Source organism: Kurthia massiliensis (assembly GCF_000285555.1).
GTDB classification, from domain to species: domain Bacteria; phylum Bacillota; class Bacilli; order Bacillales_A; family Planococcaceae; genus Kurthia; species Kurthia massiliensis.
Genome location: NZ_HE610996.1, coordinates 713848 through 729828, shown reverse-complemented (window position 1 = coordinate 729828; position 15981 = coordinate 713848). Strand labels below are relative to the sequence as shown.

Annotated in this window: 18 protein-coding genes, 1 pseudogene and 1 riboswitch; of the genes and pseudogenes, 13 read left to right on the top strand and 6 right to left on the bottom strand. The window is 41.0% G+C overall.

What is annotated here, in order from left to right:
• Window positions 1-14 precede the first annotated feature (14 nt).
• Window positions 15-527 (bottom strand): QueT transporter family protein, encoded by a 513-nt coding sequence (locus tag KMHG_RS03900; protein WP_010287174.1) that lies wholly within the window; start codon window positions 525-527, stop codon window positions 15-17.
• An 8-nt stretch (window positions 528-535) separates the two neighbouring features.
• A riboswitch (PreQ1 riboswitch) is annotated at window positions 536-580 on the bottom strand.
• Between the two features lie 135 nt (window positions 581-715).
• Window positions 716-1975, bottom strand: a complete 1260-nt coding sequence (gene ilvA, locus KMHG_RS03895; protein ID WP_010287172.1) for a threonine ammonia-lyase IlvA — start codon at window positions 1973-1975, stop codon at window positions 716-718.
• Window positions 1976-2179: 204 nt separating this feature from the next.
• On the opposite strand from ilvA, the gene KMHG_RS03890 reads away from it, so the two are divergent.
• Together KMHG_RS03890 and KMHG_RS03885 are read left to right on the top strand one after the other, a co-directional pair.
• Entirely contained in the window at window positions 2180-4429 is a 2250-nt protein-coding gene (locus KMHG_RS03890; RefSeq protein WP_010287171.1) for an ATP-dependent helicase, read from the top strand.
• The gene (locus KMHG_RS03885; RefSeq protein WP_010287169.1) at window positions 4395-4697 is read left to right on the top strand and encodes a hypothetical protein; all 303 of its coding nucleotides are present in this window, start codon (window positions 4395-4397) and stop codon (window positions 4695-4697) included. Before KMHG_RS03890 ends, KMHG_RS03885 begins: the two co-directional genes overlap by 35 nt.
• A 41-nt stretch (window positions 4698-4738) precedes the next feature.
• Here the strand turns inward: KMHG_RS03885 and bshB2 are convergent, their stop codons facing one another.
• Together bshB2 and KMHG_RS03875 are read right to left on the bottom strand one after the other, a co-directional pair.
• Entirely contained in the window at window positions 4739-5434 is a 696-nt protein-coding gene (gene bshB2 / locus KMHG_RS03880; RefSeq protein ID WP_010287167.1) for a bacillithiol biosynthesis deacetylase BshB2, read from the bottom strand.
• Between the two features lie 13 nt (window positions 5435-5447).
• On the bottom strand, window positions 5448-5801 hold the full coding sequence (locus tag KMHG_RS03875; RefSeq protein ID WP_010287165.1) for a YojF family protein: 354 nt from the start codon (window positions 5799-5801) through the stop codon (window positions 5448-5450).
• Between the two features lie 103 nt (window positions 5802-5904).
• On the opposite strand from KMHG_RS03875, the gene KMHG_RS03870 reads away from it, so the two are divergent.
• Entirely contained in the window at window positions 5905-7323 is a 1419-nt protein-coding gene (locus tag KMHG_RS03870; protein ID WP_010287164.1) for a hypothetical protein, read from the top strand.
• A 44-nt stretch (window positions 7324-7367) separates the two neighbouring features.
• Here the strand turns inward: KMHG_RS03870 and thiD are convergent, their stop codons facing one another.
• Window positions 7368-8216, bottom strand: coding sequence for a bifunctional hydroxymethylpyrimidine kinase/phosphomethylpyrimidine kinase (thiD, locus tag KMHG_RS03865; RefSeq protein ID WP_010287163.1), 849 nt, complete (start codon window positions 8214-8216; stop codon window positions 7368-7370).
• Between the two features lie 181 nt (window positions 8217-8397).
• Between thiD and KMHG_RS17330 the strand changes: the two genes are divergently transcribed.
• The 6 genes from KMHG_RS17330 to KMHG_RS03835 all read left to right on the top strand — a co-directional run bounded on the left by KMHG_RS17330 (window position 8398) and on the right by KMHG_RS03835 (window position 11640).
• Complete coding sequence (locus KMHG_RS17330) at window positions 8398-9006, top strand: DUF4230 domain-containing protein (protein ID WP_010287162.1); 609 nt, start codon at window positions 8398-8400, stop codon at window positions 9004-9006.
• A 5-nt stretch (window positions 9007-9011) separates the two neighbouring features.
• Window positions 9012-9689 (top strand): uracil-DNA glycosylase, encoded by a 678-nt coding sequence (locus KMHG_RS03855; RefSeq protein ID WP_010287161.1) that lies wholly within the window; start codon window positions 9012-9014, stop codon window positions 9687-9689.
• 12 nt (window positions 9690-9701) lie between these two features.
• A complete protein-coding gene (locus tag KMHG_RS03850) occupies window positions 9702-9869 on the top strand; it encodes a hypothetical protein (protein ID WP_010287159.1) in 168 nt (55 codons plus the stop codon).
• A gap of 5 nt (window positions 9870-9874) precedes the next feature.
• Window positions 9875-10156 (top strand): YwdI family protein, encoded by a 282-nt coding sequence (locus KMHG_RS03845; RefSeq protein WP_010287156.1) that lies wholly within the window; start codon window positions 9875-9877, stop codon window positions 10154-10156.
• 16 nt (window positions 10157-10172) lie between these two features.
• Window positions 10173-10556, top strand: coding sequence for a DUF423 domain-containing protein (locus tag KMHG_RS03840; RefSeq protein ID WP_010287152.1), 384 nt, complete (start codon window positions 10173-10175; stop codon window positions 10554-10556).
• A gap of 316 nt (window positions 10557-10872) precedes the next feature.
• Window positions 10873-11640 (top strand): HAD hydrolase family protein, encoded by a 768-nt coding sequence (locus KMHG_RS03835; RefSeq protein ID WP_010287150.1) that lies wholly within the window; start codon window positions 10873-10875, stop codon window positions 11638-11640.
• Window positions 11641-11685: 45 nt separating this feature from the next.
• Here KMHG_RS03835 and hemQ read toward each other — a convergent pair whose 3' ends face one another.
• Window positions 11686-12450 (bottom strand): hydrogen peroxide-dependent heme synthase, encoded by a 765-nt coding sequence (gene hemQ, locus KMHG_RS03830; protein ID WP_010287148.1) that lies wholly within the window; start codon window positions 12448-12450, stop codon window positions 11686-11688.
• Window positions 12451-12602: 152 nt separating this feature from the next.
• Here hemQ and lipL point away from each other — a divergent pair, with 152 nt between their 5' ends.
• From lipL to KMHG_RS03810, 4 genes and pseudogenes are all read left to right on the top strand, one after another.
• Window positions 12603-13436: an octanoyl-[GcvH]:protein N-octanoyltransferase gene (lipL, locus tag KMHG_RS03825; protein WP_026021991.1), complete on the top strand. Its 834-nt coding sequence runs from the start codon at window positions 12603-12605 to the stop codon at window positions 13434-13436.
• An 83-nt stretch (window positions 13437-13519) separates the two neighbouring features.
• Window positions 13520-13738 (top strand): annotated as a pseudogene (locus KMHG_RS17325) (YuzB family protein); the annotation flags it as partial.
• A 166-nt stretch (window positions 13739-13904) separates the two neighbouring features.
• Complete coding sequence (locus tag KMHG_RS03815; RefSeq protein ID WP_010287143.1) at window positions 13905-15203, top strand: HD domain-containing protein; 1299 nt, start codon at window positions 13905-13907, stop codon at window positions 15201-15203.
• Between the two features lie 15 nt (window positions 15204-15218).
• Window positions 15219-15737, top strand: a complete 519-nt coding sequence (locus KMHG_RS03810; RefSeq protein ID WP_010287142.1) for a YwgA family protein — start codon at window positions 15219-15221, stop codon at window positions 15735-15737.
• Window positions 15738-15981: the final 244 nt, after the last annotated feature.

Genomic DNA, 15981 nt, shown 5'->3' with positions numbered 1-15981 from the left:
CTTTTGTCTGCGTATTAAATTAAGTGTTTAAAATGTAGACGGCGATTTAATGCTTTCATGATCGGAATACCTGCTAGTAATACGACGAATTCACCGACCGCACATGTGAACCATGTAAGGAAGAATGGTAATTCAAACGCAAGGTGTAATTCCCAAGCGATAATTGCCATTGTGAATGTGAACGTAATTGTCGTCGCAATCATGCGAGCAGTTTCACCTTTAATATAGCGGCTGATCAAAATGACTGCACAAAGTGAAATCAACGTTTGACCGACACCGAACACTAAATCGTACCAACCAAGTGGTGAAAATAAGTTTGTCACAAATACACCAAGTACGATTGGTACGATGTATTTTTTGTTAAAGACAATTAAATGATTAAACATTTCAGCGACACGGAATTGAATTTGTGTGAAGCCGAATGGGGCAATTAACATCGCAACTGCGACATAAAGTGCAGCGATGACCCCACCTGTTGCCATTGAGCGCACTTTTTTTGATGAAGTGCTTTGAACCGTTTTTTGCATATATATTTCGCTCCTTAGTTTTTTTACGTGGGATGGTTTCGAACCACGAGTGAGTCTCTATTTTAGCGATTTTTGTACGAGAAGTCAAAAAGGACTTAAATTTTCATCGCACCGTTGTACGAAGGATAAAACGAATTAAAAACCCGCCAATGGGAAGTTGGCGGGTCGATTTCATTCATGGGATTTGTTTAAACTAATAATGTAAATAATGTGCTGTCGTTGTTGACTTCCATAAACTCGAAGCCATTTGATTTGAAGCGGGCGATTAATGCATTGTAGTCGCCGGGTTGTTTTAACTCGATGCCGACTAATGCAGGACCGCTTTCTTTATTGTTTTTCTTCGTATATTCAAATGTCGTAATATCATCGTCTGGGCCAAGTACTTCTGTTAGGAATTGGCGAAGCGCACCCGCGCGTTGTGGGAAGCTGACGATAAAGTAGTATAGTAAACCTTCGTGGATTAACGATTTTTCTTTAATTTCTTGCATACGACCGATATCGTTATTCCCGCCGCTAATAATACAAACGACTGATTTACCTTTAATGTCATCTTTATAGTAATCAAGTGCCGCAACTGGTAAAGCACCAGCTGGTTCTGCGACGATTGCTTGTTTATTATAAAGTTCTAAAATCGATGTACATACTTTACCTTCTGGTACGACGACGATGTCATCAATGAGAAGTTCGCACATTTGCGATGTTAATTCACCCGCGCATTGAACAGCTGCACCGTCGACGAATTTATCGATCTTCGGTAATTCGACAGGGTGATGTGCTTCTAAGGCTGCTTTCATGCTTGCGGCACCCGCAGGTTCAACGCCGATAATTTGCGATTTAGGAGACAAATTTTTAATGTATGTTGCTACACCAGACATTAGTCCGCCGCCACCAATACTACCGAATACGTAGTCAATTGGCTCCTCAATATCGTTCATAATTTCCACGGCAACGGTGCCTTGGCCCGCAATGACGTCTGCATCGTCAAACGGATGAATGAACAAATGATTTTCAGCTTCACAAAATTCCTGAGCAGCTTTAGATGACGCATCAAACGTATCGCCAGCTAAAATAATTTCAACATACTCGCGACCAAACATACGCACTTGCTCGATTTTTTGGTTTGGCGTTGTTGTCGGCATAAAAATATGACCGTGAATACCTAGATGGGCACACGCGAAAGCGACACCTTGTGCATGGTTACCTGCTGATGCACATACGACGCCGCTTTCACGGGCAGCCTCCTCGATATTTTTAATTTTGTAGTACGCGCCTCGCAATTTAAATGAACGGACGTGTTGTAAATCTTCACGTTTTAAATAGACCGTACAACCATACTTTTTCGATAAGAAATCGTCTTTTTCAAGCGGTGTATGTTTGACGACATCTTTGAGTAATTGATGTGCAATCAAGACATTTTCCACTTGTACACGTTTTTCAGTTGCTTCCATAAATAATGCCTCCTAGGGTGAAATTATATTTGTTCATTTTAACACACAATATATTAAAAAGTACGAAATTTTTAGTTAATTCAAAATATTTCGCCATTATGTAGAAGAAAGTGCGTTAAATGAGTGATGAAACGCATCATTTACGTAGTAAAAACAGAAACGTGTATAATAGAAAGTAGACAATTTGAACGGAGGCACGAACAAATGGATTTTTTTGAAACGATGGCACAAGTGAGTGGTGTCGTGTTAAATGATGTGCAAAAAGAGGCAGTACGTTGTACGGACGGGCCTCTTTTATTATTAGCTTCACCTGGTTCTGGTAAAACGACGACGTTAAATATGAAAATCGGTTATTTGTTGCTTGAAAAGCACGTATCACCCGAACGTATTTTAGCCATTACATTTAGTAAAGCGGCTGCGCGTGATATGAGTGACCGATTTGAACGCTTTTTCAGTACGTTAACGAACGAGCGTATTCATTTTTCAACAATCCATAGTTTAGCGTATCGTATCGTGCGCGAACATTTTTATCAAACGGGTAAACAGTTCCGCTTAATTGAAGGTACGAATGATATGCAATGGAACAAAAAAATGATCATTCGAAATCTGTTTACCGAAAAACGTAAAACACAGCCGACGGAAGATGAAATGGATGAACTGTTAGCGTACATTAGTTTCGTCAAAAACCGTATGCTGACAGGCGATGCATTGAAAAAAGCATTATGTAGTTTAACGGACGCAGCAGAACTGTACGAACGATACGAAACGTTTAAACAGCGGGACGGTATACACGTGTTGCTCGATTTTGATGATATGTTGACGTATTGCTACGACATTTTATGTAATGACGAGGCGATTCGTACGGCGTATCAACAACGATTCACATACGTATTGACCGATGAAGGCCAAGATAATTCAGTCATTCAACATGAAATTGTCCGTATATTAGCCGAACCACATCAAAATTTATGTATCGTCGCTGATGATGATCAGTCGATTTTTTCATGGCGTGGGGCAGACGTATCGAAGTTACTGTCATTTCCGAAGCAATATCCGAATGCAAAAGTGTTAACGATGGCGCAAAATTACCGGTCGACGAAAGAAATTACCGATGTCGCGAATCGTTTTATTCAACGTAATCATAAGCGCTTCAATAAAAAGATGTTTACAGAAAATGCACAAGGGACGGCGCCGATTATTCGCAACATGCGCCGTCATACGTTGCAATTAAATTATATCGTGGAAGAAATTCAAACGGCAGAAAACCCAGGGGACATCGCTGTACTGTATCGCAACAATACGTCAGCGATTCGTCTCGTCGATGCGCTTGAAAAACAACAAGTACCTTTTTATATGAAGGAAGTCGACGTGAAGTTTTTCCGTCACTTTATCGTAGAAGACATATTGAACTTTATGCGTCTATCGTTTAATGATAAGCGCGCAGATTTACTCGAACGCATTTATCCGAAAATGAATGCGTATATTAAGAAAACGCAAATGAATGCGCTATTAGCAAAAGATGACCGTCATACGTCGGTATTCGATCAATTAGCGTGTAACGTCCATGCGCCTTATCAAGAGCAAGCGTTGCGCAAAGCAAAAAAACATATTCGTGCGTTAAAAGATATGCAGCCGAAAGAGGCGATTCAACTGATTCGCAATGATTTAGGCTACGAAAAAAGCGTGAAGCGTACAGCTGAACATTTAAAATTAAATGAAGAACGACTACTCGGCATTATGACACAACTTGAATACATCGCAGAAGGGTTGCCAGATTGTACCGCTTTTGCGCATCGCTTAAAACGATTAGAGGACATTATGAAAACGTCGAGTACGAAGCGCCCTGGCGTTGTGACGTTATCGACATTCCATAGCGCGAAAGGGTTAGAATATGACCGCGTATACATGATTGACCTCGTCGATGGCATTATTCCAGCGGCGGACGATATTAAAGCGTTTAAAGACGGTCGTGATGACCAAATGGAAGAAGCTGTGCGCTTGTTTTACGTTGGCATGACGCGTGCAAAAACACATTTAGAGTTACTGACGTATGAACAAAATAACGAAGAGCAAACGAAGCCCTCTGTCTTTTTAGATGACGTCAAAAACATTTTAAAAGGTGAAAAAGTAGCGGAGACGTTCGTATTTGATGAGCCAAAAGTCGAGCGAAAATCCGTCGTGACGAATAAAGCGTATCAGCAGAAGAAAAAGGTACGCGACTTACCGGAAGATGCGATTACCGATCGTCGCGAGTTGTCTCGCGGGACAGAAGTCATTCATCGGTTGTATCATAAAGGATATGTAAAAACGATGAATGCGGACGAAATTGAATTAGTGTTCGAACAGCATGGAACGAAGCGCTTTATGCTAGACCATTGTTTACAAAATGGTCTATTGCGCCGTGTTGGGGGGAAGCATAGTGGAAGCACACGAAATCGCTCAAGCAACATTTGAGCGCGTGTTGAAATTATATGAAAAAGATGACCGTATTGCACTGACACAGGAAATGCAAAAGCTCATTGCTTATGCAGTAAAACAACAATATATCGACTACAATATGCACGTTTTAATTGAGCCGAGTGACCTCGGTGACGGGCAAATGACGCACTTTTTACGAGCGATTATTTGTGCACAACAAAACAATTGGCGAAAAAAATTAATGACGCATTCGCGTATTATGCGCCAATGGTTCCGCTTAAATAAAGTCGTGCGTGAATGGTAATAAAAAAAGGCTACCCGCTATGGGCAGCCTTTTTTGTATGACTAAAACGATTCTTCGAAATCTCTCGTCCAATCGTAAATATAAATGCTTTCTTCTGTTAGCCAGTTGTTTTCTTCCGTATCGCCTTCAGCGCGACGTTTTTCTTCTTCTTGAATCATCCAACCCGTTTGTGAAGCGTGCGCTGTCATTGAGCCCCATTTGGCATCGCGTACGTCGCGAATGTCATTAACAATTTGTGGTTCGCCAAGTTCTGCAAGTGTATTGTTCGCAAACGCAACGCCGTAAAGACGTGGGCGCTCTGCTTCAGGCATACGGCGAATCGCACGTACGACTGCTTTACAAGTCGCTTCGTGGTCAGGGTGTACAGCGTAGTTCGGATAAAATGTCACGACAAGTGAAGGATTTAATTCATCAATTAATTTCGTCATCATTTGAACCATTTCTTCATCATCTTCAAATTCAACCGTTTTATCACGTAAGCCCATCATGCGAAGGTCTTGAATACCAATTGCCTCGCAAGAAGCTTGTAATTCTTTTTTGCGGATTTCTGGTAAACTTTCGCGCGTTGCGAAAGGTGGGTTCCCAAGGTTACGACCCATTTCACCTAATGTTAAGCAAGCATATGTAATTGGCACACCGGCTTGTGCGTATTGCGCAAGTGTTCCAGAAACACCGAAAGCTTCATCATCAGGGTGTGGGAACACGACTAAAATTTGACGCTCTTGTTGATCTAACATGTAAAATCCTCCTTTAGTAAGCGAACGGCGTTTTACTTACTTCAAGCGCCACTGCTAATTTTCCATCGTAATCAAGACCAGCCATTAGCAGGCGACCTTGGTCATCTAATTCGTAATGTGTAATGCCTTGCGCGTAAATCCAACCACCGTTCGCAAGTTTTAACCCTACACGGTGCGGTGCTTCCGCGGTTACTTTACCTAATTCGTATTGTACGACAACGTTACGAATGAAGCAGCCAGCGTTGAACACTTTTTCATCAAAGTGGCTCGCGTAAGCCCCGTTTGTCGTTTCTAAATGAACGTACACATCTTCGTTCGCAAACGAATTGATGAGTGTTTGTAACTTTGCAATATCAACTGTTTCCATTATGATTCTCCCTCCGACGTTTCAAATCTACTTCTTAGTATAGTGAATTTGGCGCGGTTTGGCGATTAGTTGGCTTGGGAAAAGTATGATAGGGGGTGGACAGATGCAAGCAAGCAATACATATGTGACGTTAATGATGCCATTTTCGTATCATGAACATAAAAAATTTAAGTTGTATGAAGTATTGAAAGCCGAGCAATATGACTTTTTTACGCTTGACCGCGTGTCGTTGGAACATCAATATTATGGCGACATTAGCATATTGCATGAAGCATTAGACCAACACTTTTTACCTTATGTAGAACGACGGTTGTTTCCGAAAAAAGAAAATCCTGAAAACTTTTTACGTTATTCGAAAGTGATGAATCAAACGATGCACATGTCCATTCATGACCGTACATATACGTTTCATGTGCTAAGTGTTGATATCGTTTTATGCCCGTTTCAAGTAGGCTTTATTACGATGCGTGTGAAGTTGCCCGACACCTTACCGTTAAAAGAGGCCATTGACTTTTTTCACCATATGCGTATATTAGAACCGAAGCTACCAGAGGAAAAAGGAATGTGCCTTTTTAATGAAAATCGTTCGTTTGAGAGCGTGAGTGATTTTACATTTAGATATTTATGTGGGTTTATGCATGACTTTATGAACCACGACGCGATTCGTGGTGGTTATTTTGGGAGCTTACCGTTTTTTGAAGACGAGCGAATGTTAATTGGGGTGTATACCGAACTGTCCGAAAAGGCGACGGTACGCGATTTATACCGCTTAAGTCAATTAGATGGGCTAGATTGTAACGGCAACGATATGATTTCAGCGGAAAATGAAGATTATATGAAACGTTACTTACGCGACCATGTAGACGATCGTTTTTCTCCGAAGCTGACGAAAGTCATTACCGGACATGCGTATTTATCTATCATCCAGCCTGAAGCAGATTGTACCGTACGTAACGCTACGCAAGTGCGTTTTATGGGCATCGATTATTATCAGTTGTTATTGCATTACTTCTATAAATTAACGTTACTCAAATTGTCGTATCAATATAGCGAAGTGAGTATTTTACACGACCAAGATTATACAGAGCAGTTGATTGAACAAATCGATCAGTTTTCAGCATCGTATTACTTTAATGAAATTAGTAGTCGCTCGACGGGCATTGAGTTAGCGAATCATTTAAGCCGCGTCTTTAAAGTGCCAGAACAATATGAAGAAGTGAAAAACACGCTAGAAAGTTTGTACCGGACACAACAAAGTGCGAGTGAACGAAAACAAAACGGCTTGCTGTTCATGCTGACGATTTTTACGGTTATGTCGGGGATATACGGCATGAATCTCGTCGTCGAACAGTGGGGGGACGGTTACAAATGGTCTGCGTTGAAGTCATACAAACTATTTGAGTGGATTGCGTACTTCACAGCGATTGCGGGCATTGGTATTTCGTTAATCGTTATCGTGACATCTAGTTACCGCAAATTACATTCAATGCTTAAAAAATGGCGTCATCGAAAATATGAATAAAAAAATCCCGCTGAAACTTTTCAGCGGGATTTTTCGTGAAACGTTTATTGTACAGCGACCGGATCAATCGCTGTTAATGTTACGACTGGTGCACCGAAGCGAGATTTTGCGCCGTGGTGAACAGGGCCGACAAACTCGTTTAATTTCCAACCATGTTTGATCCCTGCAGCGACGAATTCTTTCGCTTCAAAGACTGCTTCTTTCACAGACAGGCCAAGTGCTAAATTCGCTGTAACAGACGCTGCGAATGTACAACCAGCACCGTGATTATAAGTCGTATCAATTTTTTCTGTTTCTAATAAATAATGTGTGTCGCCGTCGTAAAATAAATCGAACGCTTTATCGTGTGCAATGCCACGACCACCTTTGATGACAACGTTTTTCACGCCAAGCTCGGTAATTTTTTCAGCGGCGATTTGCATTTCTTGAATCGTCGTTGGGGTTTTTACACCTGCAAGTTGACCTGCTTCAAAAAGGTTCGGTGTTGTCACAAGTGCATACGGTAACAACGCCTCTTTCATCGCTGTGACGTTGCCAGGATTTAATACTTCATCTTCACCTTTACATACCATGACTGGGTCAATGACAACATTTTTTACGCCTGATTGTTGAATCGCTTTACCAGCTGTTTCAATAACTGCTTCTGTCGATAACATGCCTGTTTTCAACGCATCAATCCCTGTTGAAAAAGCGGTTTTAAGTTGTGCTTCTAACACGTCAATTGGTAACGTATAGACACCGTGTGACCAGTTGTTGTCAGGGTCCATCGTTGCGATGACAGAAACGGCTGCCATGCCGTACGTATTATGTTCTTGGAACGCTTTTAAATCTGCTTCTAAGCCAGCGCCACCTGAAGCATCAGAGCCAGCAATTGTTAAAGTTTTTGGTAACATCGTAAAAAACTCCTTTGTTGTCAATATTTTCAGTTAAATTCATAGCTTTATTATGCTATGAAACTGGCTTTTTGAAAATGGTCAAAAATTGAGTTTTTTATAAGGTCAGATTACTGCGACATGAAAACATCTACAAAGTCATCTATAATAGCAAAGAGTTTGAAATAGGAGGAATTTGTTTATGAAAAAGGGGCACGTTTTAATAACGTCAGCCATTATTGTATTTGTTGCGGCGATCATTGCGCCGTTTGTCATTTGGAAAAATCTCACGACGAGTGAAAAAATTGAAAAAGAAACGCTCGTTGAACGCATGAGCGATTTAAACGAACTCACGACTGCCGAAGCGTATGCGAAAGTGTTAATCGAGCGTACGAACAATAAAATTTTCGGCAAAGAAATTAATCTCGATATTCCTGGTACGGAGCAAAAAGTGCTCGTCGTTATTCCAGGGACCGTAAAAGCAGGCGTTGATTTAAGCGGTATTACAGCGCGCGATGTCGACATCGATGAAGCGGCAAAAACGTTAACGATTCAATTACCGGCACCTCAAATTTTAGGGGAGGCCGCACTCGATTTAAATAAAGTAAAAGTATTTTCAAGCGAAGGCATTTTCCGCGACGAAGCGACGATTAAAGAAGGCTATGATTTAGCGAACGAAGCGCAAAAAGAAATGGTGAAAGAAGTAACAGCAGAAGGTCTTCTTGACAAAGCGCGCACAAATGCGGAGGAATCTTTGAAAAATATGTTCGGTCTAGTAAACTATGAAGTAGATGTCCAATTTAAGGAGTAAATATTATGACGAAACAAATTTTCGATAATACGTGGCAACAAGTTGTCGGTGCAGAATTTGAGAAGCCGTACTATTTAAAGCTTCGCGAATTTTTAAAGTACGAATATTTTAACGAAACCGTTTATCCACCTATGAATGATATGTGGAATGCGTTTCGTTACACCGATTATCCAGATGTGAAAGTCGTCATTTTAGGACAAGATCCGTATCACGGTCCTGGACAAGCACACGGCTTAAGTTTTTCGGTGAAGCCTGGCGTCAAACATCCACCGAGCTTACAAAATATTTTTAAAGAGATGCAGTCGGATATTGGTGTGCCAGTACCACAAGATGGAACGCTGACGAAATGGGCGAAACAAGGCGTAATGATGTTAAACACTGTATTAACAGTTCGTGCACATGAAGCGCATTCTCACAAAAATCAAGGTTGGGAACAATTTACCGATGAGGTCATTCGTCAGTTGTCAAAACGCGATGAGCCGATTATTTTTGTGTTGTGGGGACGACCTGCACAACAAAAAGAAGTGCTCATCGATACGACGAAACATGCGGTCATTAAAGCGCCGCACCCGAGTCCATTAAGTGCTCATCGCGGCTTTTTTGGGAGCCAACCGTTTTCTAAAATTAATGCCCAATTAGAAGCATGGGGCCAACAACCAATTGATTTTGATTTAACGAAGTAAAGGAGTAACATCATGAAACCGAATTGTTTTCAATGCCAATACTTCCAAGTCACTTGGGAGCAAGCGGCACCACGCGCATGTCGCGCCTACGGTTTTAAATCGCGCGCCATTCCATCAATGGTCGTGAAAAATTCATCAGGTATGGACTGTTTGAAATTCGTACCGAAGAAAAAGGAGTAGTGTTCATGATTTCTTATGACATGATTGTCGCGGCGATTCAGCAACATGCTTCAGAAGCAACAGGTGACGAAGCGCAAGTACGCGAACAGCTGACAGCAATTCGTGCGTTATGTGATGTCGCATTGGCGAACGAACGACAAGTGGCACCACAACGTGTGACAGAAGCACCGATGCAAATGAAGCAACCAGTGCCAGCTGTTGCACCGCAAATCGTACCAGCACCAAGTTTACCAACGAAAAAAATAGAAGAAGACGATGCGAATGGGGATTCGTTATTCGACTTTTAAGTTAGAGGAGTTCTTTATGAAGAAACAATTAATGATCGGCTCAGTGCTCGGATTTTTAGCAGTAGCACTTGGCGCGTTTGGTGCACATGCACTGAGCGATATTTTAGCGAAAAATGGTTATGAAGATATTTGGGAAACAGGCGTACATTATCAAATGTTCCACGCCATTGTCATTTTAGTCATCGGCGTATTAATGCATAAAAATGTCATCGGTAACGTTAAATCGTTACGCGTTGCAGGGACAGCGATGCTTATCGGCGTGATTTTATTTGCCGGTAGTTTATACGCATTAGCGTTAACAAAAATTGCAGTACTCGGTGCGATTACACCAATTGGTGGCGTGTCGATGTTAATCGGCTGGGTCGCATTGCTGATGTCAGCGAAACATATTAAAGACTAATGACAAGAGGCTGGGACAAAACATTTCATTTTCATTTTTTAGCGTTCGTAACTAAAAACCGGAACCGCACCACAGCGCGTTTCCGGTTTTTCTTATGCTCATTTGAGATGGTGTTTTTACACTTATGTCCCAGCCTCTTTTTCGATTGTTTAGGTATTTTATATTTTTGCGTATATCGTTCATTTTTAACAAATTCCCATAAAAATTAAGGCTATATATAATGCTATTTTCGTGAATCATCTATTTTGTGCTTGTGTCTTATAGAGAAAGGGTATTAATACACTACACAACACTACAAGAGAAAGAAGTGGACCTTATGCATTTTGTCTTTAATTTAGACCAAGCCATTTCTTACGATAACCAACCTGTTTCGATGAACTTGCAATATATGTTTGATTTTTTAAAGGATAACGGACATCAACTCATCTTTACATCGACAGAAGCGGTGCGCAACATGTTGCCAAAACTAGATCGTCGTTTTCATAACGAGGCGATGATCGGGTTAGATGGTGCGGTTATTTGTAAAAATGGTGAACTGACACAACTCTCAACATTTTCATCAACAGAGATCGACGAACTTCAACAAGCGATGCAAAAATATGATGCCACTTTCCTCATGGAAGCTGATTGGGACTACAGTTATACGGGCGGACAGTTTCATGACATAGCGCAAACGTTAGATCGATCGTTACTTGCACAAAATGTGAAACCGACGCATTTAAATAATATTTCGCGTATTTGTATTTTAGCTGCAGATGGCATGGACGCATTGCAACGAGAAGCAGAAGCGCTCGGTTTTTATACGAAAGTGACGGGGGAGCATGCACCGACGCTGACGATTACACCGAAGAAAGTGAACAAATGGCATGCGCTACAACAAATTGGCATTGCTGAAAATGAATATGTTGCGATTGGTTCGGATTTAACGGATTTAGCGGTGTTAGAACATGCTGAATATGCATCGATGATCGGCTATATTTTAGAATTAGCCGACTATGCAGAGTCGCGTTTACCGAACGACGAAAAAGTAGAAAAACGCATTATCGATAAATGTTATGAGTTATCGAAAAAATATACAGTGTAACAAAAAAATGGGTGCCCTCATGTAAGGACACCCATTTTTGTTGGATTAAAGCGCAAGTAATTTGCGTAATTTATCGTCGTCTAAAAGGTGACCGACGAAGAATTCACCGAAGTCTGCATAGCGTGCAGATACTTCATCAAAGCGCATTTCGTAAATTAATTTTTTGAATTGTAGTACGTCATGTGCAAATAATGTAACGCCCCACTCATGGTCATCGAAGCCGATAGAACCAGAAATGATTTGTTTCACTTTACCTGCATAGCTGCGGCCAATCATACCGTGAGAGCGCATCATTGCTTGACGTGCTTCCATTTCTAGCATGTACCAGTTTGCGCCTTTTTCGCGACGTTTATCCATTGGATAGAAGCAGAAATGTTCCCAACGAGGAAGTTCTGGGTAAAGACGTGCGCGTACGTGTTCGTTTTGGTAAGGGTCTTGTGCTGGTTCGTCGCCTGCTTTTGCTTTCGCTAAGTAGTTAGAAAGCTCAACAACTGACACGTAAGAATACGTTGGAATTGTGAAATCTGCGATCGCAAGTTTTGCGAATTTCGTTTCGATTTCGTTTAGTTCTTCCATTGTTTCACGTAATGTCATTAAAACGAAATCTGCTTTTTGACCTGTAATTGAATAAAATGCGTGAGAACCAGTTTTTGCTTCGTCCGCTTTATTTAATTCGGCTAAAAAAGCGATAAATTCGTCTGTTGCTTGTTTGCGGAACGCTTCATCAGTTTGTTTCCACATTGGCCAGTTAATTGCACGGAAATCGTGTAATACGTACCAGCCGTCTAAAGTTTGTGCTGCTTCGATCATATGTGTAACACTCCTTAATAAATGAGAATATCTTCAATGCAATTTTAGCACAACTTGTTTGAATAGTCCGTTGGCAAAACGTACACATTTTAAAAATGTGATGAATTCGTGTACACTGTTGAAGAAAAGATTATGAGTACGGGAGATAAACAATGATGCAATATTTAACGCAAAAAACGTGGCGCTATATCGATCAATCTGTCAGCGGTATAGATCGTTCGCCATTAGAATCATTTGCTGCAGATGACACACTTTGTCATCTTGTTGGCGCGGGGCTTTCACCCGTAACTGTTCGCACATGGGTGCATGGATCGTCTGTCGTCATGGGCATTCAAGACCATCGTTTACCATACGTGCAAGCTGGGATGGATTTATTAACATCGCGTGGTTATCACCCAATTGTGCGCAATTCAGGTGGCTTAGCGGTCGTACTAGACGAAGGTGTATTAAACATTTCGATCGTGATCGGAGAAGCAGCCGGAAGCATTGATATTAATACAGGCTATGACATTATGGTCGATTTAATTAAAGGATTATTCCCTGAAATTGCATCGCGCATTGAAGCGTATGAAATCGTCGGCTCTTACTGCCCAGGTTCGTACGATTTAAGCGTCGATGGTAAAAAGTTTGCAGGCATCGCGCAACGCCGTATTCGCGGTGGTATTGCCGTTCAAATTTATTTATCAGTTGAAGGTAGTGGCGGTGACCGCGCCGCGTTAATTCGCGATTTCTACGACGTAGCATTGCAACAAGAACAAACGAAATTTGAATACCCGAAAGTACGTCCAGAAGTGATGGCGTCGTTATCTGAAATTATTGGTGAGCCGTTAACGGTACAACAAGTGAATGCTCGCCTGCAACGTTTCTTATATGAACATTCAGAAGAACTGCGTATGGGTGGCTTCGAACAAGATGAAATGGAGCAATATTTATACTATTTACAGCGCGTATTTGATCGTAATAAAAAACTACTCGTGCAATCGTAAATGTTTAGACACTTGAATGTTGCTATAAAAATCAGCTACACTGAAGTGTATGAGATTATGAAAAGAAAGGGTTGCATTTGAATATGGCAAACGAATTTCGTGTTTGCGATGAATGTCAGGCCGTTAATTTAAAAACATTGATTCCTAAATTAAAGGAAATCGATCCCGATGCAGAGATTGATATTAAATGCCAATCTTATTGTGGACCAGGACTTCGTAAAACATTTACGATCGTCAACAACCGCCCATGTGCGGCACATACAGAAGAAGAATTAATGCCGAAGATCATCAAAAAATTAAAATCACAAAAGAAACTGCCAGAAGGCTTTGTCGATAAATGGACACCAGTCGAAGCAAAAGAAAAATAAAAATTTAGCAGGTTGCACAGTCAGCCTGCTAAATTTTTTTCTTATCGAATATTTGAACGTTTTTTAAAATTGGTTTTTAATGGGTGTAGGGGGTGTGCGTTTGAGTTATGCAACGAAAAAACTAACAGAAGAAAAAGTATTTAAAGATCCAGTTCACCGTTACGTGCACGTCAGAGATCAAATTATTTGGGATTTAATTGCGACGCGCGAGTTCCAACGTTTGCGTCGCATTAAACAGCTCGGTACAACGTATTTAGTATTTCACGGAGCTGAACATAGCCGTTTTAGTCATTCATTAGGGGTGTATGAAATTACACGCCGCGTCGTTGATGACGTATTCGCTGATTTCTCGGAATGGGATAAATCAGAACGTCTCGTCACATTGTGTGCAGCACTGTTGCACGATTTAGGACATGGACCGTTTTCACATGCGTTTGAACACGTATTCCATTTAGATCACGAAGCGTATACGCGTGCGATCATTTTAGGAGATACTGAAGTAAATGCTGTCTTGCGCCGCGTGTCAGACGACTTTCCACAAAAAGTGTCGGACGTCATTGAAAAGACGTACGAAAACCAACAAGTCGTCAGTCTCATTTCAAGTCAAATTGATGCAGATCGCATGGATTATTTACAGCGCGATGCGTACTTTACAGGCGTCAGCTACGGTCACTTTGATATGGAGCGTATTTTACGTGTCATGCGTCCGAAAGAAGATCAAATCGTCATTAAGTCGACAGGAATGCATGCGGTAGAAGACTATATTATGAGTCGCTACCAAATGTATTGGCAAGTATATTTCCATCCGGTATCGCGCAGTGCAGAAGTCATTTTGCGTAAAACGCTTGAACGTGCGCAAGAGCTTTATCGCGCCGGTTATACGTTCCAAATGGAGCCGGGACCATTCCGTTCATTTTTTGATGGTAATATCGAGTTGCAACAATATATTGAACTCGATGAAAATATTATTATGTCGTATTTTCATTTTTGGACGCACGAACAAGATCCAATTTTAAGCGATTTAAGCAGCCGTTTTTTAAACCGTCGCTTATTTAAATATATCGAGTACGATCCAGGAACCGATTTTAGAAAGTTATTAGCGCTAGAAGAACTGTATAAAAAGGCAGGACTCGACTCAAATTATTATTTAGTGATCGACTCGACATCTGATTTACCGTACGACTTCTATCGCCCTGGTGAAGAAGAAGGGCGCATGCCGATTCATTTACAAAAATCGAACGGCGATTTATCGGAGTTATCGCGTAGCTCTGAAATTGTTGAAGCGATTTCAGGGAAACGTCGTTATGACCATAAAATCTATTTTCCAGAAGATACGCTATTAGAAAATGGCAAAAAGCGCATGTTGCGCAAACAAATATTAGAAGTGCTCAATAGTTAGAAAGGGGAGCGACCCGTGTTAGAACAACATGCCAATGTGGTACGTTTTGTTTCATTAGCTGGTGAAGTCGTAGGACGAAAAAAATTGCAAAAAATGGTGTATATCGCGAAAAAACTCGATTACCCATTTAACGAAAAATATCATTTTCATATGTACGGTCCGTATTCAGAAGAATTAACGTTGCGTGTCGAAGAACTTTGTACGATGGGTTTTTTGAGCGAACGAAAAGAAGATAAAGGCGCTTATCAACAATACCGATACACGGTCACTGAAGAGGGAACCTCATTTACCGATTGTTTCGCGCGTGAAACGCTCGATTTAACGAAAGTCGTTGACGCGCTGAATACACAAAGTTCACGTTTTTTAGAGCTCGTATCGACACTGTTGTATTTCGATGCACTTTCGCGTGAGGAGCAAGTGGCGAAACTACGCGTCGTTAAAGCAAAGTTGAATTTCACCGATGAAGAAATCGAACGTGCTTTTCAATTTATTGACAAGCTTGAACAGTTTAAAAATGATACAAGACGTGTATAATAGACAATAGATATAGAAAAGAAAGGAATGAGGGCGGACGATGATTCAATAATCTTATTTTATGCGCAAATATTTTTGTGAAAAAAATAGGATTAGTCTGTCCACATTCATTGATTAAGAGAAAGGTCATCAGCATGGCTTTCTTATATATGCCGTTAGCGCGACGGCTGCCTTTTTAGGTTCGCGCTCTGACTAATCCTTCCAATTTTAATTGGAGGGATTTTTTTATCCCTCCGTATGAGGA

Bases quoted from the DNA above. Each gene is read 5' to 3' on its own strand.
- lipL (WP_026021991.1), top strand. From the start codon at position 12,603: ATGATGCAATATTTAACGCAAAAAACGTGGCGCTATATCGATCAATCT.
- KMHG_RS03845 (WP_010287156.1), top strand. From the start codon at position 9,875: ATGATTTCTTATGACATGATTGTCGCGGCGATTCAGCAACATGCTTCA.
- KMHG_RS03850 (WP_010287159.1), top strand. From the start codon at position 9,702: ATGAAACCGAATTGTTTTCAATGCCAATACTTCCAAGTCACTTGGGAG.
- KMHG_RS03875 (WP_010287165.1), bottom strand. From the start codon at position 5,801: ATGGAAACAGTTGATATTGCAAAGTTACAAACACTCATCAATTCGTTT.
- thiD (WP_010287163.1), bottom strand. From the start codon at position 8,216: ATGTTACCAAAAACTTTAACAATTGCTGGCTCTGATGCTTCAGGTGGC.
- KMHG_RS03840 (WP_010287152.1), top strand. From the start codon at position 10,173: ATGAAGAAACAATTAATGATCGGCTCAGTGCTCGGATTTTTAGCAGTA.
- KMHG_RS03870 (WP_010287164.1), top strand. From the start codon at position 5,905: ATGCAAGCAAGCAATACATATGTGACGTTAATGATGCCATTTTCGTAT.
- bshB2 (WP_010287167.1), bottom strand. From the start codon at position 5,434: ATGTTAGATCAACAAGAGCGTCAAATTTTAGTCGTGTTCCCACACCCT.
- hemQ (WP_010287148.1), bottom strand. From the start codon at position 12,450: ATGATCGAAGCAGCACAAACTTTAGACGGCTGGTACGTATTACACGAT.
- KMHG_RS03855 (WP_010287161.1), top strand. From the start codon at position 9,012: ATGACGAAACAAATTTTCGATAATACGTGGCAACAAGTTGTCGGTGCA.
- ilvA (WP_010287172.1), bottom strand. From the start codon at position 1,975: ATGGAAGCAACTGAAAAACGTGTACAAGTGGAAAATGTCTTGATTGCA.
- KMHG_RS17330 (WP_010287162.1), top strand. From the start codon at position 8,398: ATGAAAAAGGGGCACGTTTTAATAACGTCAGCCATTATTGTATTTGTT.
- KMHG_RS03900 (WP_010287174.1), bottom strand. From the start codon at position 527: ATGCAAAAAACGGTTCAAAGCACTTCATCAAAAAAAGTGCGCTCAATG.
- KMHG_RS03835 (WP_010287150.1), top strand. From the start codon at position 10,873: ATGCATTTTGTCTTTAATTTAGACCAAGCCATTTCTTACGATAACCAA.
- KMHG_RS03890 (WP_010287171.1), top strand. From the start codon at position 2,180: ATGGATTTTTTTGAAACGATGGCACAAGTGAGTGGTGTCGTGTTAAAT.